At 72.5% G+C, this 20,684-nt stretch carries 20 protein-coding genes; 12 read left to right on the top strand and 8 right to left on the bottom strand.

The window, feature by feature from the left end:
- Positions 1-77: 77 nt before the first annotated feature.
- Positions 78-242 (top strand): hypothetical protein, encoded by a 165-nt coding sequence (locus tag CK485_RS28820; protein WP_158288230.1) that lies wholly within the window; start codon positions 78-80, stop codon positions 240-242.
- A gap of 11 nt (positions 243-253) precedes the next feature.
- Here the strand turns inward: CK485_RS28820 and CK485_RS21350 are convergent, their stop codons facing one another.
- Complete coding sequence (locus tag CK485_RS21350; RefSeq protein WP_109453489.1) at positions 254-919, bottom strand: TetR family transcriptional regulator; 666 nt, start codon at positions 917-919, stop codon at positions 254-256.
- A gap of 120 nt (positions 920-1,039) precedes the next feature.
- On the opposite strand from CK485_RS21350, the gene CK485_RS21355 reads away from it, so the two are divergent.
- From CK485_RS21355 to CK485_RS21365, 3 genes are all read left to right on the top strand, one after another.
- Positions 1,040-2,440: a GH1 family beta-glucosidase gene (locus CK485_RS21355; RefSeq protein ID WP_109453490.1), complete on the top strand. Its 1,401-nt coding sequence runs from the start codon at positions 1,040-1,042 to the stop codon at positions 2,438-2,440.
- A 74-nt stretch (positions 2,441-2,514) separates the two neighbouring features.
- Entirely contained in the window at positions 2,515-3,750 is a 1,236-nt protein-coding gene (locus CK485_RS21360) for an MFS transporter (protein WP_241968516.1), read from the top strand.
- Positions 3,751-3,824: 74 nt separating this feature from the next.
- On the top strand, positions 3,825-5,510 hold the full coding sequence (locus CK485_RS21365) for an AMP-binding protein (protein ID WP_109453491.1): 1,686 nt from the start codon (positions 3,825-3,827) through the stop codon (positions 5,508-5,510).
- 40 nt (positions 5,511-5,550) lie between these two features.
- On the opposite strand, the gene CK485_RS21370 is transcribed toward CK485_RS21365, so the two are convergent.
- The 4 genes from CK485_RS21370 to CK485_RS21385 all read right to left on the bottom strand — a co-directional run bounded on the left by CK485_RS21370 (position 5,551) and on the right by CK485_RS21385 (position 10,165).
- Positions 5,551-6,267: a hypothetical protein gene (locus CK485_RS21370; RefSeq protein ID WP_109453492.1), complete on the bottom strand. Its 717-nt coding sequence runs from the start codon at positions 6,265-6,267 to the stop codon at positions 5,551-5,553.
- 401 nt (positions 6,268-6,668) lie between these two features.
- Positions 6,669-8,123, bottom strand: coding sequence for a catalase (locus CK485_RS21375; protein ID WP_109453493.1), 1,455 nt, complete (start codon positions 8,121-8,123; stop codon positions 6,669-6,671).
- 241 nt (positions 8,124-8,364) lie between these two features.
- The gene (locus tag CK485_RS21380) at positions 8,365-9,264 is read right to left on the bottom strand and encodes a 2-hydroxy-3-oxopropionate reductase (protein WP_109453494.1); all 900 of its coding nucleotides are present in this window, start codon (positions 9,262-9,264) and stop codon (positions 8,365-8,367) included.
- A 58-nt stretch (positions 9,265-9,322) separates the two neighbouring features.
- Entirely contained in the window at positions 9,323-10,165 is an 843-nt protein-coding gene (locus tag CK485_RS21385; protein ID WP_109453495.1) for a TIM barrel protein, read from the bottom strand.
- A 206-nt stretch (positions 10,166-10,371) separates the two neighbouring features.
- Here CK485_RS21385 and CK485_RS21390 point away from each other — a divergent pair, with 206 nt between their 5' ends.
- The 7 genes from CK485_RS21390 (at position 10,372) to CK485_RS21420 (ending at position 16,396) form a co-directional block, all read left to right on the top strand.
- On the top strand, positions 10,372-10,632 hold the full coding sequence (locus CK485_RS21390; protein ID WP_109454310.1) for a hypothetical protein: 261 nt from the start codon (positions 10,372-10,374) through the stop codon (positions 10,630-10,632).
- Positions 10,629-11,012 carry a helix-turn-helix domain-containing protein gene (locus tag CK485_RS21395; RefSeq protein ID WP_109453496.1) on the top strand — a complete coding sequence of 128 codons (384 nt, stop codon included), beginning with the start codon at positions 10,629-10,631 and terminating at the stop codon, positions 11,010-11,012. Before CK485_RS21390 ends, CK485_RS21395 begins: the two co-directional genes overlap by 4 nt.
- 325 nt (positions 11,013-11,337) lie before the next feature.
- On the top strand, positions 11,338-11,865 hold the full coding sequence (gene uraD, locus CK485_RS21400; RefSeq protein WP_109453497.1) for a 2-oxo-4-hydroxy-4-carboxy-5-ureidoimidazoline decarboxylase: 528 nt from the start codon (positions 11,338-11,340) through the stop codon (positions 11,863-11,865).
- Complete coding sequence (gene uraH / locus CK485_RS21405; RefSeq protein ID WP_109453498.1) at positions 11,862-12,242, top strand: hydroxyisourate hydrolase; 381 nt, start codon at positions 11,862-11,864, stop codon at positions 12,240-12,242. Before uraD ends, uraH begins: the two co-directional genes overlap by 4 nt.
- A gap of 5 nt (positions 12,243-12,247) precedes the next feature.
- Positions 12,248-13,171, top strand: coding sequence for a factor-independent urate hydroxylase (pucL, locus tag CK485_RS21410; protein WP_109453499.1), 924 nt, complete (start codon positions 12,248-12,250; stop codon positions 13,169-13,171).
- A 137-nt stretch (positions 13,172-13,308) separates the two neighbouring features.
- The gene (locus CK485_RS21415; RefSeq protein WP_109453500.1) at positions 13,309-14,712 is read left to right on the top strand and encodes an 8-oxoguanine deaminase; all 1,404 of its coding nucleotides are present in this window, start codon (positions 13,309-13,311) and stop codon (positions 14,710-14,712) included.
- A 298-nt stretch (positions 14,713-15,010) separates the two neighbouring features.
- A complete protein-coding gene (locus CK485_RS21420) occupies positions 15,011-16,396 on the top strand; it encodes a nucleobase:cation symporter-2 family protein (RefSeq protein WP_109453501.1) in 1,386 nt (461 codons plus the stop codon).
- A 94-nt stretch (positions 16,397-16,490) separates the two neighbouring features.
- Here the strand turns inward: CK485_RS21420 and aceB are convergent, their stop codons facing one another.
- Both aceB and CK485_RS21430 read right to left on the bottom strand, forming a co-directional pair.
- Positions 16,491-18,107: a malate synthase A gene (aceB, locus tag CK485_RS21425; RefSeq protein WP_109453502.1), complete on the bottom strand. Its 1,617-nt coding sequence runs from the start codon at positions 18,105-18,107 to the stop codon at positions 16,491-16,493.
- Positions 18,108-18,263: 156 nt separating this feature from the next.
- Complete coding sequence (locus CK485_RS21430) at positions 18,264-18,917, bottom strand: nucleotidyltransferase family protein (protein ID WP_241968592.1); 654 nt, start codon at positions 18,915-18,917, stop codon at positions 18,264-18,266.
- 308 nt (positions 18,918-19,225) lie between these two features.
- Between CK485_RS21430 and CK485_RS21435 the strand changes: the two genes are divergently transcribed.
- Positions 19,226-19,597: a DUF5955 family protein gene (locus CK485_RS21435; protein WP_241968517.1), complete on the top strand. Its 372-nt coding sequence runs from the start codon at positions 19,226-19,228 to the stop codon at positions 19,595-19,597.
- Between the two features lie 45 nt (positions 19,598-19,642).
- Here the strand turns inward: CK485_RS21435 and CK485_RS21440 are convergent, their stop codons facing one another.
- Complete coding sequence (locus tag CK485_RS21440) at positions 19,643-20,449, bottom strand: IclR family transcriptional regulator (protein ID WP_199239465.1); 807 nt, start codon at positions 20,447-20,449, stop codon at positions 19,643-19,645.
- Positions 20,450-20,684: the final 235 nt, after the last annotated feature.

Consider the following 20,684-nt stretch of genomic DNA (forward strand, 5'->3'; position numbering starts at 1 on the left):
CCGCCGTGTGATCGCGCCGTGTGATCCCGCCGTGCGGACCTGGGGGTGGTTCCGGAACCGCACGGCGCCCGGAGGGCGTGCCGTCACCTGACGACGGCACGCCCTCCGGCCGGTTCCGGGTCGCCCGCACCGGCACCGCGGAACCGGAACAGGGCGTGGTGACCCCCGAACGCGACCACGGCGTACGGGAGTCGCGCAGCCGCATCGTCCCGCGGGAGACCGGCCTCGGTCCGCTTCCCTGAGGCGGGGGCGGTCAGTCCGGGTCCGGGGCCAGGTAGCGGCGCAGCACGCGCTTGCACTCTGCGATCAGGGCCGGGTCGCCGTCCGGGTCCACGCGGAAGGCGAGCTGGAGCACCGCGTCCGCGCACTCCATCGCCACCCGCAGCGCCAGCGACGGATCGGTGCCGTCCTGCCCGTCCGTGCCGCCCTCAGGCTCCAGCAGCCCGCCGATCAGGGCGCCGAGACGCTGGGCCACCGCCGCGTTGTTGTCCAGCACCGCGTCGAGGATGTGCTGCTCCGCACGGTTGCCGGGCGGCCCGACCACGCCGAAGTCCAGCACCCCGAAGCCGGGCACCGCGCGCTTCATCGCGACGAACTCCTCCACCGCGAGGTCGGTCAACGCGCCCACGTGGGCCGGGGCCTCGCACTCGATGCGGCGGGCCAGCCGGGCGAGGTAGCGCTCCAGGTTGCGCTCGGCCAGCGCGGCCACCAGGGCGTCCTTGCCGGTGAAGAACTGGTACAGCGTGCCGATCGGCACCTCGGCGCGGCGGGCCACCTCCCGGGTGGTCAGCGCCCCGTACCCGGACTCGTCCAGCAATCGCGCGCTCGCGTCCAGGATGCGCTCCAGACGCTCGGCGCTGCGGCGCTGCACGGGTCTGCGGCGCAGCGGGCCGGACGGGTCCTCGGGTCGTGCCTTCATGTGCCCACTCTGCCGGATCTGGCGCTCCCGCCGCGAATCACTATCATGAGCGATGCTCATGTTAGCCGGGTGGCCCGACGCCGCGCGCCGCCCGCGCCGGTCCGTCGAAGGGTCGCCGTGATGCCGCATGAACCGTCCGCGCACGCCACGCAGCCGCACGAGCCGCCGTCCAACCCGCTGCCGTCCGGCTTCCGTTGGGGCGTATCGACCTCCGCCTACCAGATCGAGGGCGCCACCACCGAGGACGGCCGGGGCCGAAGCGTCTGGGACACCTTCGCCGAGCGGCCCGGTGCCGTGCGCGACGGCCACACCGCGAGGACCGCCTGCGACCACTACCACCGCTGGCGCGAGGACGTGGCGCTGCTGGCCGGGCTGGGCGTGGACGCCTACCGCTTCTCCGTCGCCTGGCCCCGGGTGCAGCCGGGCGGGCGCGGCCCGGCCAACGCCGCCGGACTGGACTTCTACGACCGGCTCACCGACGCCCTGCTGACCGCCGGGGTCGAGCCGTTCCCCACCCTCTACCACTGGGACCTGCCACAGGAGCTGGAGGACGCGGGCGGCTGGCTCTCCCGCGACACCGCGTCGCGGTTCGCCGACTACGCGGCACTGGTGGCCGACCGGCTCGGCGACCGCGTGCGGGACTGGATCACCCTCAACGAGCCCTTCGTGCACATGGCGTTCGGCTACGCGCTCGGGGTCCACGCCCCCGGCCGCGCGCTGCTGCTGGACGCGCTGCCCGCCGCCCACCACCAACTCCTCGGCCACGGGCTGGCGTCGGCCGCCCTGCGCGAACGCGGCGGCCGGGTGCACATCGCCAACAACTGCACCCCGGTGACCCCGGCAAGTGACACGCCGGCCGACCGGGAAGCGGCGGACGCCTACGACACGCTGCACAACCGGCTCTTCAACGACCCGGTGATCAACGGGAGTTACCCGGACCTTTCGGCCTACGGCGCGGGCGACGACCTGCGCGGGGCGCTGCGCGACGGCGACCTCGACCTCATCGGCGGCACCCCGCCGGCCGGGCTGGGCATCAATTACTACAACCCGACCCGGGTACGCGCCGCGCCCGCCGGAGCGGACCTGCCCTTCGAGGACGTGCCGATCGACGGCGTGCCGCACACCGCGTTCGGCTGGCCGGTCGTCCCCGAAGGGCTGCGCGACCTGCTGCTGGGCCTGCGCGAACGCTATGGCGACCACCTCCCGCCGCTCACCGTCACCGAGAACGGCTGCTCCTACGACGACCGCCACGGCATGGAGGACACCGAGCGCATCGACTACCTGGCAGGGCACGTCGGCGCCGTGGCGGACGCGGTGGGCCGAGGGGTGGACGTGCGCGGGTACTTCACCTGGACGCTGCTGGACAACTTCGAGTGGGCGGAGGGCTACCACCAGCGCTTCGGCCTGGTCCACGTGGACCACGAAACCCAGAAGCGCACGCCCAGGGCGTCCTACGCGTGGTACCGCGACCTGATCGCCGCGCACCGCGATCCGGCGCACCGCGATCCCGCGCGGCCGTGAGCGACGCGGACATGAGTGCCCCTCACGTCCCTCCGGACGGTGCCCGAGTGCCGGCGGACCGGACGGGCGTCCCCGTGGCGACCGCGCCCGCCGCCGCTCTCGCCGAACCGGTGGTCCCGGTGCGGCCGTTGTGGACCGCGGCCCTGAGCCTGGGGACCCTCGCCGTCTTCATGGCGTTCTTCACCCCCATCCAGATCCTGCTGCCCGACCAGCTCCAGCAGGCCGACCCGGCGCACAAGGCCGCCGCGCTGTCGTGGGTCACCGGGGCCGGGGCACTGGTGTCGATGGCCGCCAACCCGTTGGCCGGAGCGCTCTCCGACCGCACCACCAGCCGCTTCGGGCGCCGCCGCCCCTGGATCGCCGCAGGCGCGCTGCTGGGCGCGTCCGGCCTGCTGCTGACCTCGGCGGAGCACACCGTCGCCGGCATCCTGCTGGGCTGGTGCGTGGCGCAGGCCGGGCTCAACGGGATGCTCGCCGGGCTCACCGCGCCGGTCGCCGACCAGGTCCCGGTCACCCAGCGCGCCGTGGTCTCCGGCTGGACCGGCATCTGCCAGTCGCTGGGCCTGGTGCTGGGCGGGCTGCTGGTCACCGAGGCCGTCACCGGCACCACGACCGGCTACGCGCTCACCGCCCTGCTGACCGTCGCGCTCGCCCTGCCGTTCGTGCTGGCCTTCCCCGACCCGGTGCTGCCGCCCGGGCACCGGCCGCCCCGGCCCCGGGCGAGCGCCTTCTGGGTCAGCCCGCGCCGCCACCCCGACTTCGGCTGGGCGTGGCTGACCCGCTTCCTGATCAACCTCGGCAACTCCATCGGCACCCTCTACCTGCTGTACTACCTCACCGACGCCGTGCACCGCCCCGACCCGGCGGCGGGCGTGCTGGTCCTCACAGCCGTCTACACCCTCGCCGCGCTGCTCACCGCGATCCCCTCCGGCGTGGTCTCCGACCGCACCGGGCGCAGGCGCACCCTGGTGCTGGTCTCCTGCGTGGTCATGGCCGCCGCCGCGCTGCTGCTTGCCACCGTCCACACCTGGCCCGCGACGGTGCTGGCCGCCGCCGTGCTGGGGGCCGGGTTCGGCGTCTACCTCGCCGTCGACCAGGCCCTCGTCACCCAGGTGCTGCCGGCCGCCGCCGACCGCGCCAAGGACCTGGGCGTCATCAACATCGCCAACTCCGCCCCCCAGGTTCTCGCCCCCGCCCTCGCCGCACCCGTACTCGCCCACGGCGGCGGCTACTTCGGGCTCTACACCCTCGCCGCGCTCGTCACGCTGGCGGCCGGAGTACTGGTCCGCCGGGTGCGGTCGGTCGCATGACCCCCGTACGGGGGTAGTGGCGGCCCGCCCTGTGGCGCGACGATGGCCGGGCACGATCGTTACGAGGAGGGCACATGGCGGACAGCGCGGCGACCGAGGAGTTCCGGACGGCCCGGGACTTCCTGCTGCGGCACCGGGAGGACCACGCGGCGGCCCGCGCGGGCTTCCGCTGGCCGCGCCCGGAGCACTTCAACTGGGCGCTGGACTGGTTCGACCGGATCGCCGACGACCCCGGCCGGGCCGGCGGCACCGCGCTGTGGATCGTCGAGGAGGACGGCACCGAGGTCCGGCTGAGCTTCGCCCAGCTGCGCGAGCGCTCCGACCGGGTGGCCACCTGGCTGCGCGCCCGGGGCGTGCGCGCCGGTGACCGGATCGTGGTCATGCTCGGCAACCAGGCCGAGCTGTGGGAGACCGCGCTCGCCGCGATGAAGCTGCGCGCGGTGGTCATCCCCGCGACCCCGCTGCTGGGCCCGGCCGACCTCACCGACCGCGTGGAGCGCGGCGGCGCCGCCCACGTCCTCGTACGCTCAGCCGACACGGCGAAGTTCGACGACGTGCCCGGTGCGTACACGAGGATCGCGGTGGGCGGCGCGCCCGAGGGATGGCTTCCCTACGAGGACGCCTACGCCGCCGACCCGGCGTTCACCCCGGACGGGCCGACGCGGGCCGACGACACGCTGATGCTGTACTTCACCTCCGGCACGACCGCGCTGCCGAAGCTGGTGGAGCACAGCCATCTGTCGTACCCGGTCGGCCACTTGACCACCATGTACTGGATCGGCCTGCGGCCGGGCGACACCCACCTCAACATCTCGTCGCCCGGCTGGGCCAAGCACGCCTGGTCCAGCCTCTTCGCGCCGTGGAACGCCGAGGCGACGGTCTTCGTGCACAACTACACCCGTTTCGACGCCGGGCGGCTGATGGCCGAGATGGACCGGGCCCGGGTGACCAGCTTCTGCGCCCCGCCGACGGTGTGGCGCATGCTGATCCAGGCCGACCTGACGCAGCTGGCGACGCCGCCGCGCGAGGCGGTGGCCGCGGGCGAGCCGCTCAACCCCGAGGTCATCGAGCATGTGCGGCGCGCCTGGGGCGTGACGGTGCGCGACGGCTTCGGCCAGACCGAGACCACCGTCCAGGTCGGCAACACCCCCGGCCAGCCGCTCAAGCCCGGCTCGATGGGCCGCCCGGTGCCCGGCTACACGGTGGCGCTGGTCGACCCGGTCACCGGCGAGGAGGGCGACGAGGGCGAGATCTGCCTCGACCTGCGCGAGGAGCGGCCGGTGGGCCTGATGACCGGCTACGCGGGCGACCCGGAGCGCAGCGCCGCCGCGACCGCGGGCGGCTTCTACCGCACCGGTGACATCGGTGCCCGGGACGCGGAGGGCTACATCACCTACGTGGGCCGCGCCGACGACGTGTTCAAGGCCTCCGACTACAAGATCTCGCCGTTCGAGCTGGAGAGCGCGCTGCTGGAGCACGAGGCGGTGGCCGAGGCCGCGGTCGTCCCGTCGCCCGATCCGGTACGGCTCGCCGTGCCCAAGGCGTACGTGGTCCTGGCGAGCGGCTGGGAGCCCGGAGAGGCGACGGCCAAGGCGATCTTCGCGCACTCGCGGGCGGTCCTCGCGCCCTACAAGCGGGTGCGGCTGCTGGAGTTCGCGGAACTGCCCAAGACCGTCTCCGGCAAGATCCGGCGGGTCGACCTGCGCGAACGCGCCGCGCGCGGCGACGGCCAGGAGTACCGCGAGGCGGACTTCACCTGAGGCGGCGGCGAGCGCGGGCCTCACGCCGGGAGGGCGGGTCTCACCTGCGGCGGCCCGGGGTGGACCTGATGAACTGGTCGGCCGCGTCGTTGACCGGCTGCGGGGTGCCGGTCAGGTCCATCACGAAGAGCGGGACGAGCAACTGGTCGGCGCGCAGCCGCGCGTCGTGCGCGTAACCGGCGAGCGAGAAGAAGGCACCGGCCGCGTCCTCGTTGAGGCAGTTGAGCCAGAGGGTCTCGACCTCGCGCAGCGGCGTCGCCCGGGTGGACGGGTCGACCTGGGCGACCAGGCCCTCGCCGCGCAGGTCCACCCCGGTCGCCGCGCGGTCCGCGGCCACGGTGACCTCGCGGAAGCCCAGCCATTTCAGGTACTGCGCCGCGGCGGCCACCGCGTCCCGGCCGGTACGGATGGTCACCGGTCTGAACGGTGGCCGCCGCACCGGCCGCGGCGCGGTCGCGGTGGCCCGGCCGCCCGGCGCGGGCAGCGACTCCGGGGCGGTCACGTCCACCGGCGGGCGGATCACCGCGCCGCAGGCACAGCCGAGTTCGGGCTGCGGCCAGTCGTCGCTGCGGCCGCAGGCGGGACAGCGCAGGGTGATCCAGGAGTTGCGCCAGGTGCGTTGCAGGACGCGGGTCGGCATGCCGCCCCGCAGCAACGGCAGGGTCAGCGGCGCACCGCACGGGCACGGGAACGTCGGCGGGGTGAACGCGTGCTCGCGGCGGCACGCCGGGCAGCGGACGGGCACGCTTTCGGCCATGACGGAACTCCAGGCGGATCCGGACCTGCGGGGGCGGTCTGCCTCTCCATGCTGCCACGCCGGGTCGGCCCGCTATGGCCAAGTAGCGCCATATGCACGGAGATTGACGGGGCGTCGCACGCTCTGGTGCGCGGAAGGCGCCGTGGTCTGCCCGTTCCGCCGCCGCTCACCAAGGCCCCGGCACGGCGTGCGGCCCCGGCGCGGGCGCCCGCACAGGCGCCCGCGCCGGGGCCGGTTGGTGCCGTCCGATGGTGCGACCGGCGCGACGGACAAGGTGTCGCACCGCCGGACGGGGCTGGTCGCGCCCGCGCCGCCTGTCTCCACCCCTCAGAAGAGACTGGCGGCGCGGACGGGTTCTGGGGCGGGGAGCCGTGCGGCGGCTCCCCGCTGCTGACGTATCGTCAGCTGTCGCGCAGCTCGCGGACGGCGGCCTCGACGCGCTTGCCGTAGTCGGGGTCGGCGGCGTGGAAGTGGGCGAGGTTCTTCTCGATCACGTCGTCCCTGCTGACCTGGGACAGGCCGCCCGCGATGTTGGCCACCAGGCGCTTCTTCTCCTCCTCCGACATCAGCCGGTACAGCTCACCGGCCTGGAAGAAGTCGTCGTCCTTGGTGTGCGCCGGGGCCTCGTGGGTGCCGGTGTGACCGGCGACCGCCAGCGGCGCGGACAGCGGCTGGTCGGTCTGGACCGGGCCGTCGTAGGAGTTGGGCTCGTAGTTCTTGGCGTGCCGCGAGCCGTTGCGGGTGGCCATCAGGCCGTCCCGCCCGTAGTTGGCGGCCTCGAACTTCGGCGCGTTGATCGGAAGCTGGGTGTGGTTGACGCCGAGGCGGTAGCGGTGCGCGTCCGCGTAGGCGAACAGCCGGCCCTGGAGCATCTTGTCCGGTGACGGGCCGATGCCCGGCACGAAGTTGTTCGGCGAGAACGCGGCCTGCTCGACCTCGGCGAACACGTTGTCGGGGTTGCGGTCCAGCACCAGGCGGCCCACCCGCTGGAGCGGGTAGTCGGCGTGCGGCCACACCTTGGTCAGGTCGAACGGGTTGAAGCGGTACGAGGGCGCCTCGGCCGCCGGCATGATCTGCACGTACAGCGTCCAGGACGGGTTGACCCCGCGCTCGATGGCCTGCACCAGGTCGCGCTGGTGGGAGTTGGCGTCCTTGCCGACCTGCTCGGCCGCCTGCTCGCTGCTCAGGCAGCGGATGCCCTGGTTGGTCTTGAAGTGGTACTTGACGAAGAACGCTTCGCCGGCGGCGTTGGTCCACTGGTAGGTGTGGGAACCGTAGCCGTTCATGTGGCGGTACGAGGCGGGGATGCCGCGGTCGCCCATCAGCCAGGTGATCTGGTGGGTGGCCTCGGGGGAGTGCGCCCAGAAGTCCCAGACGTTGTCCGGCTCCTGCACGCCGGTGAACGGGTCGCGCTTCTGGGAGTGGATGAAGTCGGGGAACTTGATGGGGTCCTTGATGAAGAAGACCGGGGTGTTGTTGCCGACCAGGTCGTAGTTGCCCTCGTCGGTGTAGAACTTCAGCGCGAAACCGCGCGGGTCGCGCACCGCGTCCGCGCCGCCCAGGCTGTCGGCGACGGTGGAGAAGCGGGCGAAGACCGGGGTGCGCCTGCCCACCGAGCCCAGGAAGTCGGCGCGGGTGAAGCCGGTGACGTCGTCGGTGACCTCGAAGTAGCCGTGCGCGCCCGAACCCCGGGCGTGCACCACGCGCTCCGGGATGCGCTCGCGGTTGAACCGGGCCAGCTTCTCCAGCAGGTGCTGGTCCTGCAGGAGCAGCGGGCCGCCGACACCGGCGGTGGCCGAGTTCTGGTTGTCGGCGACCGGAGCGCCGGACTCAGTGGTAAGGGTGGGCTTGGGCATGGCGACCTTCCGTTACTACCCGTAACTGCCGCGAAGCGGGAGTGCGTTTCCGTATGCCGGACTTCGTGCGTCGGACGATATGAACGGCTTCAACAAACTGTCAACAGTGTCGAAACCGCCGAGTGGTGTTCCGTCCGGCGGCGCGCTTGGGCGCGACAGGACAGGTCGGCGCGCCGCCGGACGGAAGTCGTGGGGCCGGACGAGGCCGCGGTGCGGCCCGTCCGACCGGGTCGGCGGTCGGTCAGGCCGCCGGGGTGCTGCCGGACAGCCGCTCCACGCCGCGCAGCAGCGCCGAGTGGTCCAGGCCCCCGTCGCCCTGGGCGCGCAGCGAGGCGACGAGCTGGGCGACGACCGCGCCGACCGGCAGTGCGGCGCCGACGTTGCGGGCGGCGTCGGTGACGATGCCCATGTCCTTGTGGTGAAGGTCGATCCGGAAGCCCGGCGCGAAGTCGCGCTTGAGGAAGTTGTCCTTCTTGCGGGTCAGCACGGTCGAGCCGGCGAGACCGCCGTTGAGGACGTCGAGCGCGGCGGTCAGGTCGACGCCGGACTTCTCCAGGAAGACCACGGCCTCGGCGCACGCCTGGATGTTGACGGCGACGATGAGCTGGTTGGCGGCCTTGACCGTCTGACCCGAGCCGTGCGGACCGCACAGCACGATGGTCTTGCCCAGCACCTCGAAGATCGGCTTCGCCTCGTCGAAGTCGGCCTGCTCGCCGCCGACCATGATGGACAGCACCGCCTCGATGGCGCCCGCCTCGCCGCCGGAGACCGGGGCGTCCAGCACGCGGATGCCCTTGTCCGCCGCGTTCTTGGCGAGGTCCACCGAGGTCTGCGGGGTGATCGAGGACATGTCGATCAGCAGGGTGCCCGGGCGGGCGTGGGCCAGGATGCCCTCGTCGCCGTAGGCGATCGCCTCGACCTGCGGGGAGGCCGGGACCATCGTGATCACCACGTCGGCGTCCTTGACCGCCTCGGCGATCGAGCCGGCCGCCGCGCCGCCGGCCGCGGCGAGCCGGTCCAGCTTGGCCTGCTCCAGGGTGTAACCGGTGACCTGGTAACCCGCCTTGATCAGGTTCTCGGCCATGGGGGAGCCCATGATGCCGAGGCCGATCCAGGCGATCTTCGGGAGTGCGTTGCTCATGGAGGTGAAGTCCTTACGCGATGTCGTACGGGGAGGAGGCGGGGTCGCCGGGCGCCGATCAGCCGCGGGCCGCACGCCGCTCGTGGGGCAGCCACCCGAAGGCGTCCGCGCTCGGGCCGTCGCCGGGCTTGTACTCCAGGCCGATCCAGCCGTCGTAGCCCGCCTTGTCCAGCCGGCCGAGCAGGTCGGCGAAGTCCAGTCCGCCGCTGCCGGGGAAGGAGCGGCCGGGGTTGTCGGCGATCTGGACGTGACCGGTCTTGTCGGTGTAGCGGTCGATGACCTCGTGGAGGTCCTCGCCGTTCATCGACAGGTGGTACAGGTCCATCAGGAACCGGGCGTTGCCCAGGCCGGTGGCCTCGTTGACCCGGTCCACCACCTCGATCGCCTTCGGGGCGCTGACGATCGGGCACAGCGGCGACTCCGGCGCGTTGAGCGCCTCGATCAGCAGCACCGCGCCGACCCGGTGCGCGGCCCGGGCGGCCAGCGCGAGGTTCTCCAGGGCGAGTTCGTCCTGCGCCTCGGGGGCGACGCCCTCGACGCGGTTGCCGTACAGGGCGTTGAGCGCGGTGCAGCCCAGCGACTTGGCGAAGTCGGCGGCCACGTCGAGGTTGGCGCGGAACTTCTCCGACTCCTCGCCGGGGATCGACAGCGCGCCGCGGTCGGGCCCTGGCAGCTGTCCCGCGTAGAAGTTCAGCCCCACCAGCCGAGTGCCCGCGTCGTTCAACGCGTCGCGCAGGGCGTCGAGTTCGGCCCGCTCGGGGGTGGGCGCGTCGACCCAGGGCCACCACAGTTCCACGGCGGTGAACCCGGCCGCGGCGGCGGCCGCCGGGCGCTCCAGCAACGGGAGTTCGGTGAAGAGGATCGAGAGGTTCACGTCGAAGCGCGCGTCGAGCAAGCCCACAGGTGGCGCCCCTTTCCGGTTCCTAGGGCCTTCCGCCGGCCCCGACGGGGTTCACGGATGCGCGGGGTCCCGGACCGGGAAATCCCCTCGGCGCTTGATTCCGTATAGCGGAAGTTTCTTTCTGCTTAATGGAAGCCTGAATGAGGGAGGGGTCCGATGTCAAGTGGCGGCCTCGCGCCGGCGCGAGGAGCGGTTAGGTTGTGGACGTGCGATTGAGGGTTGAGTTCACGACGGAACCGTTCGACCTCGACGAGGCGCCCCGCCACGCGGTGGTGGCCCGCGAGGTCATCCAGGGGGCCGGCCTCGACAGTGTCGACGTCGGCCCGTTCGGCAACACCGGCGAGGGGCCCGCCGACCGCGTGCTCGCCGCGGTGGACGAACTGCTGCGGCGCGGTCTGGACGCCGGGGCCACCCGGGTCTCGCTCCAGGTCAACGTGGTCGCCGAGGCGGGGGAGGGTGCTTCGTGACCGAGATGGCGGGCCACCCGTTCGTGGACGCGGTCAAGCCGCTGGTCGACGCGATGGGCGGGGTGCTCGTGCCGCCGGAGCAGGCCCGGGGCGACGACGTGGTGCTCAGCTGGGAGGGCGCCCAGGTGGTCGCCGTGCGGCTGCCGCACATAGCCGACTCGCTGGACCACATCCTCGCCGACCTGGAGCGCCGCCGGGGCCGGCCGCTCGCCGAGCTGGACCGCAAGGACAAGCAGACCGTGGTGCGGATCCTGGAGGAGCGCGGCGCGTTCTCCGTGCGCCACGGTGTGGAGACCGTCGCCTCCGCGCTCGGCGTCAGCCGTTTCACCGTCTACAACTACCTGAACCGCGAGAACGCGGCGGCCAAGGGCGGCCAGTAGGCGTCCGGCCGGGGGCGCCGCCTCCAGCCCGTGGCAGGGGCTCCGGCTCGGGCGGCGGCGGGTCAGGGGGCCCGGACCCGGCCCGGACCCGGCCCGGTCGCCGGCCGGTGCGCTGCCCGGCCCGGAGGGCCCGTGTCCGGCCGCCGCCAGTCCCGGCCCGCGGCTCGTCCGCGGGGTCGGGCGCGCCCCGGCCGCCGACCCGCCGGACCCTGGGCCAGGGCCGTCACCGGTGAAATTGACTTCAACAAAGTGTTGACGCGATGTGTCGGGGGGATCTAGCTTTCCGGCAAGCCCGGTCCAGCGCGAGACCCCACGGAGGTCGTGGATGTCAGCTCGTCTCCCGGCGGGTCTCGCCCGCTTCAACACCGCAGAGCCCGACACCGCCGCCGGTCTGCTGCACGAGGTGTGCACCTCGCGCGGCTGGGCGGAGGCGGTGCTCGCCAAGCGCCCGTACGACGGTCTCGAAGCGCTGTACGAGGCGAGCGACGCGGCGATGAGCGGCCTGAGCGCCGACGACCTCGCCGAGGCCATGGCCGGCCACCCGCAGATCGGCCGGCCCAAGCCCGGCGACCCGGTCTCCGCCCGGGAACAGGGCGGCATGGCCGGCGCGTCGGACGAACTCAGGGCGGAACTGCTCGACCTCAACCTGGCCTACCAGGAGAGGTTCGGGCACGTCTTCCTGATCTGCGCCACCGGCCTGACCGGTGAGCAGATGCGGGACGCCGCCCGCAGCCGCCTCGGCAACACCCCGGAGCGGGAACGCGAGATCGTCCGCGCCGAGCTGACGAAGATCAACCGCATCAGACTGGCCCGGCTGGCCGAAGCCGAAGAAGCCGAAGGAGACCCGTCATGACGGACACGTCCGTCTCCACGCACATCCTGGACACCTCCGTCGGACGCCCGGCCGAAGGCGTGCCCGTCGAGTTGTCGGTCAGCGGCGGCGACGGCGGCTGGACGCCGCACGGCGCCTCCAAGACCGACGCGGACGGGCGCTGCAAGGACCTGCCCGCCCTCCCCGAGGGCACCACCCACGTACGGCTCCGGTTCGACACCGGGACGTACTTCACCGCACACAGGCAAGCCGAGGAACAGCAGGACGCCCCCCGCGCAAGGGACAGCGACGCCTTCTTCCCGGAGGTGGCGATCACGTTCGCCGTCGTTCCGGGTGAGCACTACCACGTGCCGCTGCTGCTCAACCCGTTCGGCTACTCCGTATACCGAGGGAGCTAGCAGACATGACCACCGTTCTCGGTCAGAACCAGTACGGCAAAGCGGAGAACCGCGTCGTCAAGATCACGCGGGACGGCGACACCCACCACATCAAGGACCTCAACGTCTCGGTCGCGCTGTCCGGCGACATGGACGACGTCCACTACTCCGGCAGCAACGCCAACGTGCTGCCCACCGACACCACCAAGAACACGGTCTTCGCCTTCGCGAAGGAGGTGGGCATCGAGTCCGCCGAGCAGTTCGGCATCGCGCTCGCCCGCCACTTCGTCACCAGCCAGGAACCCATCAAGCGGGCCCGCATCCGCGTCGAGGAGTACACCTGGGACCGCATAGCCACCTCCGACGCCAACTCCCGCTTCATCGGCGCCGACGAGGTCCGCCACTCCTTCGTGCGCAACGGCACCGAGACCCGCGTCGCGCAGATCACCTTCGACGGCGAGCGGTGGGAGGTGCTGGCGGGGCTGAAGGACCTGACCGTCCTGAACTCCACCAACTCCGAGTTCTGGGGCTACGTCAAGGACAAGTACACGACGCTCCAGGAGGCCTACGACCGCATCCTGGCCACCAGCGTCTCCACCTGGTGGCGCTACAACTGGACCAGCGACGAGGACCGCGCCCCCAACTGGAACAAGTCCTACGACCAGGCCCGCACGCACATCCTCCAGGCGTTCGCCGAGACCTACAGCCTCTCGCTCCAGCAGACGCTTTACCAGATGGGCTCGCGCGTCATCAACAGCCGCTCGGAGATCGACGAGATCCGCTTCTCGCTGCCCAACAAGCACCACTTCCTGGTCGACCTGGAGCCCTTCGGCCTCAAGAACGACAACGAGGTGTACTTCGCCGCCGACCGCCCCTACGGGCTCATCGAGGCCACGGTGCTGCGGGACGGCGCCGAGCAGCGCATCCCCGGTGACATGACCAACCTCTGACCGCTTCACCCTCGGCACCCGGAGCGACCTGACGGGCGGCGGCCGGCCGGATCACCGGCCGCCCGCCCGGCTCCGGCACTCAAAACCCCCAGGGCCCTGCCGTGCCCGACCGCCGATCAAAAGAACGAGGAAGCACCATGGCAGCACCGGCAGCCCACGACGGCACGCAGCGGCGTGTCGTCATCGAGAACTGTTCCGTAGCCACCGTGGACGCTAGCGACACCGAGTACCCCAGCGGTCACGTGGTCGTCGCCGGCAACCGCATCGAGTCGGTCGGCCCCGGCCCGGCCCCCTCCGGGCTGGAGAACGTCGTACGGCGCGTGGACGCCGAAGGGCACCTGCTCACCCCGGGCCTGGTCAACACCCATCACCACTTCTACCAGTGGATCACCCGGGGCCTCGCCACCGACCACAACCTCTTCGACTGGCTGGTCGCCCTCTACCCCACCTGGGCCCGCATCGACGAGCCCATGGCCTACGCGGCGGCGCAGGGCTCGCTGGCGGTCATGGCCCGCGGCGGCGTCACCACCGCCATGGACCACCACTACGTCTACCCGCGCGACGCGGGCGACCTGTCCGGCGCCATCATCCGGGCCGCCCGGGAGACGGGGGTGCGCTTCACCCTCGCCCGCGGCTCGATGGACCGCGGCAAGTCCGACGGCGGACTGCCGCCGGACTTCGCTGTGGAGAGTTTGGACGGCGCGCTCAGCGCCACCGAGGAGACCGTCGACGCCTACCACGACGCCTCCTTCGACGCGATGACCCAGGTCGCCGTCGCACCCTGCTCCCCGTTCTCCGTCTCCACCGAACTGCTGCGCGACGCCGCCCAGTTGGCGCGGCGCAAGGGCGTGCGACTGCACACCCACGGCAGCGAGACGGTCGAGGAGGAGAAGTTCTGCCACGAGCTGTTCGGCATGGGCCCGACCGACTACTTCGAGTCCACCGGCTGGCTGGGCGACGACGTGTGGATGGCGCACTGCGTCCACATGAACGACTCCGACATCGCCGCGTTCGCCCGCACCAGGACCGGCGTTGCGCACTGCCCGTCCTCCAACGCCCGCCTCGCGGCCGGTATCGCCCGGGTCCCCGACATGCTCGCCGCCGGCGTCCCCGTCGGCCTCGGCGTGGACGGCACCGCCTCCAACGAGTCCGGCGAACTCCACACCGAACTGCGCAACGCCCTGCTCATCAACCGCCTCGGACCGCACCGAGAGCGCGCCCTGAACGCCCGTCAGGCGCTGCGCCTGGGCACGTACGGCGGTGCCGAGGTCCTCGGCCGGGCCGAGCAGATCGGCTCCATCGAGCCGGGCAAGCTCGCCGACCTCGTGCTGTGGAAGATGGACACCATCGCCCACGCCTCCATCGCCGACCCGGTCACCGCGCTGGTCTTCGGCGCCGCCGCCCCCGTCGCGCTCGCCCTCGTGGACGGCGAGCCGGTCGTGGAGAACGGCCGCCTGACCCGGGTCGACGAGGACGCCGTCGCCCGCTCCACCCGCACCGAGGCCCGCCGGCTCGCCCGCATCGCGGGCCTGGCCGACTGACGCCGCGTCACGACCGACGCCCGCGTCACACCGCGCACCCGGTCGGGGAGGACGGTCCCCGGCCGGGGCAGGCGGCGCCGCCCCCGCCCCCGGATGGTCACGGCACCGGGGGCGGCGCCCGGCACGCCCGCCTTCCGGCACCCCCGGGCAGGACGTCACTCGCTGCCGACATCCGCGTAACACAGCCGAATCGCAGCCCCGCTTCGGTGGTTCACGCTGTCGCAACCCCTCGCCAGCACGACCCGCACCACCTCCCTGAAACCCGCGCCGCGAGCGTGTAACCGACAGGAGGAGCACCGTGGTCGAGACCTCGGCTCCGCACAACGCACCGGCCCGCCACCCGGTGGACCAGACCCTTCCGCCACTCAAACTCGTCACCAGCGGCCTCCAGCACGTCGCCGCCATGTACGCGGGGGTGGTGGCGCCTCCCCTGGTGGTGGGCAAGGCGGTCGGCCTCACGGCGACCCAGATGACCTTCCTGGTGGGCGCCAGCCTGTTCACCGCGGGCATCGCCACCCTGCTTCAGACCATCGGCTTCTGGAAGGTCGGCGCCCGGCTGCCCTTCGTCAACGGCGTCTCGTTCGCCGGTGTCGCGCCGCTGGTCGCCATCGCCGACACCACCGACCACCACGACAGCCTGCCCATCATGTTCGGCGCGGTGATGGTGGCGGGCGTGCTCGGCTTCTTCGTCGCCCCCTACTTCAGCAAACTGGTGCGCTTCTTCCCACCCGTGGTCACCGGTTCGGTCATCACGCTGATAGGGGTCTCGCTGCTGCCGGTCGCCATCGGCTGGATCGCCGGCAACGGCTCGGTCGCGTCCGTGTCCGACATCGTCCTCGCGCTGATCACGCTGGCCATCGTGCTGGTGCTGCGCAGGCTGCTGACCGGATTCCTCCAGCAGATCGCGGTCCTGATCGGCCTCGTGGTGGGAACCGTGCTCGCCATCCCGTTCGGCGTCACCGATTTCAGCGCGATCCGGCACGCCTCCCTCGTGGGATTCCCCAGCCCCTTCCACTTCGGCGCGCCGCAGTTCCAGATACCCGCGATCGTGTCGATGTGCATCGTGATGCTGGTGTGCCTGACCGAGTCGACCGCGGACATCCTGGCGCTGGGCAAGGTCGTCGACAAACCCGCCGACGAGGCCACCCTCGCGGCCGGCCTGCGCGCCGACACCCTCGGCAGCGCCATCAGCCCGCTGTTCAACGGCTTCGCCAACAGCGCCTTCGCGCAGAACATCGGCCTGGTCGCCATCACCAAGGTCCGCAGCCGCTTCGTGGTGGCCGTGGGCGGCGTGCTGCTGGTGCTGATGGGACTGTGTCCGGTCCTCGCCTCCCTGATCGCCCTCGTCCCCGGCCCGGTGCTGGGCGGCGCGGGCATCGTGCTGTTCGGCACGGTCGCGGCCAGCGGCGTCAAGACGCTCGCCGAGGCCGACCTGCACGACGGCGACAACCTGCTGATCATGGCCGTGGCGCTGGGCGTCGGCGTCATCCCCATCGTCGCCCCGCACTTCTACGACCACCTCGACCCGCACCTGCAGATCGTCCTGCAGTCCGGGGTGAGCGCGGGCTGCCTGGTGGCGGTCCTGCTCAACCTCGCCTTCCACCACCTCGGCCGCAAGCGCGCCCCGGCCACCGAGGAGCAGCCCGCCGCCGAGGCCCTGGCGGACGCCGTCCCCTCGGCCTGAACCCGCCGCCGCGTCCGCACCGCTCGCGCGCCGCACCAGCAAGCCCGCCCCGGAGTTCACCGGAGCGGGCTTCCTGGCGCGCCAACCGCCTGCGTCAGCCCAGCAGTTCGTACGCCGGCAGAGTCAGGAAGTCCACGTACTTCTCGTCCAGCGACACCTGGAGCAGCAGGTCGTGGGCCTGCTGCCACTGACCCGCGGCGAAGGCCTCCTCGCCGATCTCGGCGCGGATCGCGGCCAGTTCACCGGCCGCGACCTCGCGGGCCAGCTCCGCCGTCGCCTTGCGGCCGTCCTCGAAGACCACGCCCGCGTCGATCCACTGCCAGATCTGGGACCGCGAGATCTCCGCCGTGGCCGCGTCCTCCATCAGGTTGAAGATGGCCACCGCGCCCAGGCCGCGCAGCCACGCCTCGATGTAACGGATGCCCACCTGCACCGCGTTGCGCAGTCCCTCGAAGGTGGGCTCGGCCTTCAGCGAGTCGACGGCCAGCAACTGGTCGCCGGTGACGTGGACGTCCTCGCGCAACCGGTCCTTCTGGTTCGGCCGCTCGCCCAGCACCGCGTCGAACGACGCCATCGCGATCGGGACCAGGTCGGGGTGGGCCACCCACGAGCCGTCGAAGCCGTCGGCCGCCTCCCGGTCCTTGTCCGCCTTGACCTTCTCAAAGGCGACCTTGTTGACCTCGGCGTCCCGCCGCGAGGGGATGAACGCGGCCATGCCGCCGATGGCGTGGGCCCCGCGCTTGTGGCAGGTGCGTACCAGCAGTTCGGTGTACGCGCGCATGAACGGCGCCGTCATCGTCACCGCGTTGCGGTCCGGCAGCACGTACTTCGGGCCGCCGTCGCGGAAGTTCTTCACGATCGAGAACAGGTAGTCCCAGCGGCCCGCGTTCAGCCCCGAGGCGTGGTCGCGCAGTTCGTAGAGGATCTCCTCCATCTCGAACGCGGCGGTGATGGTCTCGATCAGCACGGTGGCGCGGACCGTGCCCTGCGGGACGCCCACGTAGTCCTGTGCGAAGACGAACACCTCGTTCCACAGCCGGGCTTCGAGGTGCGACTCGGTCTTGGGCAGGTAGAAGTACGGGCCCTTGCCCTTGGCGATCAGCCGCTTGGCGTTGTGGAAGAAGTACAGGCCGAAGTCGACCAGCGCGCCCGGCACCGGCTCGCCGTCCACCCGCAGGTGGCGCTCGTCCAGGTGCCAGCCGCGCGGGCGCATCACCACGGTCGCCAGCTCCGCGTCCGGACGCAGCGCGTACGACTTGCCCTCGGGTGTGGCGAAGTCGATGCGGCGCTCGTAGGCGTCGATCAGGTTGATCTGGCCGCCGACGACGTTGGCCCAGGTGGGCGCCGAGGCGTCCTCGAAGTCGGCCAGCCACACGCGCGCGCCGGAGTTGAGCGCGTTGATGGTCATCTTGCGGTCGGTGGGGCCGGTGATCTCCACCCGGCGGTCGTCCAGCGCGGCCGGGGCCGGGGCGACCCGCCAGTCGCCCTCCCGCACGGCGGCGGTCTCGGGCAGGAAGTCCAGCGTGCCGGTGCGGGCGATCTCGGCACGGCGCTCGGCCCTGCGGGCCAGCAGCTCGGCGCGGCGCGGCGCGAACCGCCGGTGCAGCTCGCCGAGGAACGCCAGCGCCTCGGGCGTCAGCACCTCCTCGGCACGCGGGACGGACTCGGCGCCGGTGACGACGGCCGAGGGGGACGGCGCTGCTGCGGACATGGGCTGTCACTCCTTCCCGCGCGGCCGTGTGCGGCGGCGGCGCGGCGGCGGCACGGGGTGCCGTGGTTCGTCGATCGGGACGGCAGAGCGGCGGGCGGGTGTGCGGCGCGCCCGGGGCTTCTGCTGCGTGGAGCATAGTTTCTGCATAGTGGAAGATCAACGGTCTGTGGCACTGCGTGCAGGGTGATTGGAAGCACCTTTTCGCAGGGCGGAAAGATCGTCGCCGAGGAGCCGCAGGTCGGCGGGGGTGTCGATGTCGTCCGGCGCCGCGAGGTCCCCGCACTCGACGAGTGTGACGCTGCTCTCGTACGCCTTGAGGTACGCCCGAGCGCCCTGGTCGCCGGAGGCGGAGGCGACGATGCCCGGCCAGTGCTCGACCCCGAGCAGCACCGGGTGCCCCCGCTTACCGCCGTACGCGGCCGCCGCGAGCGCGCAGGCCGGCGCGTCCCCGAGCCCCTCGCCGATCACCCTGCGCACCGCGTCGGGGCCGATCCCCGGCTGGTCCACGAGGGCGACGACCGCCGCCAGGGCCCGGCCGCCGGCCAGCGAGGCCAGTCCCCGGCGCAGCGAGGAGCCCATGCCCTCGGCCCATTCCGGGTTGTCGACCAGCGTGTACGCGCCGAGCCCGGTCGCCCGCTCCCGCACGGTGTCCGCGGCGGCGCCCAGCACCACGTGCACCGGGTCGCAGCCGCCGTCGCGCAGCACCCGCGCCGCGTGCTCGACCAGCAGGCCGCCGCGGTACCCCAGCAGGGCCTTGGGGTGCCCGCCGAGCCGCCGCCCGGCCCCGGCCGCCAGCAGCAGCCCGGCCACGGGAGCGCCACGGCCGGGCGGGCAGCCGTCCCGGGCGGGGCGGGGCCGGCGGACGTCGTGCGGGTGGTGGTGCGAGCCGTGGGTTCGCCGCTGCTGCGTCATGACTCCTGGATACCTCGCCGGGCCCCGTCCGGGCGACGACGGGCGTCGCCCAGCCCGGCCCGGGCGACGGAGGCCGCCGTGGCGAAAGATGAGAAGTGGCCGGAGAACCATGAATTTTTCCCCAGATTTCGCTCTCCGTATGGCGCGATGCGCGGAGCGTGGCCTTTACTGGTCCGACCCTCAGCCAGCCGAAGGGGAGTTGGTCAGTGTCGAACGACCGGATCGGGCAGTGCACCCGACCCGCCGCCGACCGTGACGAGGTCTGCGGCGAAGATCCGCGAGTGGCCGGACTGCGCAGGGCGGTCGGTCGCCTGCGCCGTGAACTGGCCTGCTACCGGCCCCAGTTGTCGGACCGTCAGGTAGCGGAGGAGGAGCTGGCGCTGCTCGACGCCGCGGTGGCCGACGGATCGATATCCGTGCCGCGTCTGCGCACCTCTTTACTGGTCGTCACCAGCGCCCTCGGGTCGGTCAGCGCGCTCGCCGAACCGGTCGCCGCCCTGCGGCGCGCCATAGACCTCTTCGGTCCGAGTCCGTCGTCCCCGCACCCGTCGGACCGGGCCCCGTTCACCCACGGCTGAGTTCGCCGCGCCGGGCGACGGCCGCCGGGCGGGTCCCGGCGGCGGTCAGCCCGCGCCGCCCGAGTTGGCCAGCGCCTGCGACAGCTGCCGGGCCACGTCCTGCAGCGCCGGGATGATCTTGTCCTGGGCGGCCTCGGTCACCCGTCCCGCCGGGCCGGAGATGGAGATGGCCGCCGCCGTCGGGTAGTCCGGCACGCTCACCGCGAGGCACCGCACGCCGATCTCCTGCTCGTTGTCGTCGATCGCGTAGCCCGCCTCGCGGATGCGGGCCAGCTCCGCGAGGAACGCGTCCGGGTCGGTGATCGTGCGGTCGGTCGCGGCCGGCATGCCGGTGCGCCGCAGCAGCGCCCGGACCTCCTCCGGCTCCACGGCGGCCAGCAGCGCCTTGCCCACGCCGGTCGAGTGCGGCAGCACCCGGCGGCCGACCTCGGTGAACATCCGCACCGAGTGCCGCGAGGGCACCTGCGCGACGTAGACCACCTCGTCGCCGTCGAGCAGCGCCATGTTCGCGGTCTCGCCGGTCGCCTCCACCAGGTCGGTCAGGTACGGCCGCGCCCAGGTGCCCAGCAGGCGCGAGGCGCTCTCGCCGAGCCTGATCAGCCGCGGGCCAAGTGCGTAGCGGCGGTTGGGCTGCTGGCGCACGTAGCCGCAGGAGACCAGGGTGCGCATCAGGCGGTGGATGGTGGGCAGCGGCAGCCCGCTGCTGGCCGACAGCTCGCTCAGGCCCACCTCGCCGCCCGCGTCCGCCATCCGCTCCAGCAGGTCGAAGGCGCGTTCCAACGACTGCACGCCGCCGGTACCGCCGGCCGAGCCGGTGGTCTTGGCGGTGCTGGCGGGGCTGCTGGAGCTCATCGACGGCACGTCCGGTCCTCTCGGAGCCTTTCGGGGGCCACTGGGACCGCCGGGGGCGTCCGGCGGATGTATCGCAGCCTACCGGGCGGTGGACGCGTGTTCACCGGCCGCGGCCTGCGCATCCGCCCCGCGCGACGCTGTCGGCGACGTGATCGCGGCCGGTGCCCCGCGCGATGCCGGGCGGGCGCCCACGCCACAAGTGGCCGGAGCTACCTTCTGCTGTGCGGAACTTTCT

This window comes from Streptomyces sp. ICBB 8177 (assembly GCF_003144095.1).
In the GTDB taxonomy this organism is placed as follows: Bacteria; Actinomycetota; Actinomycetes; order Streptomycetales; family Streptomycetaceae; genus Streptantibioticus_D.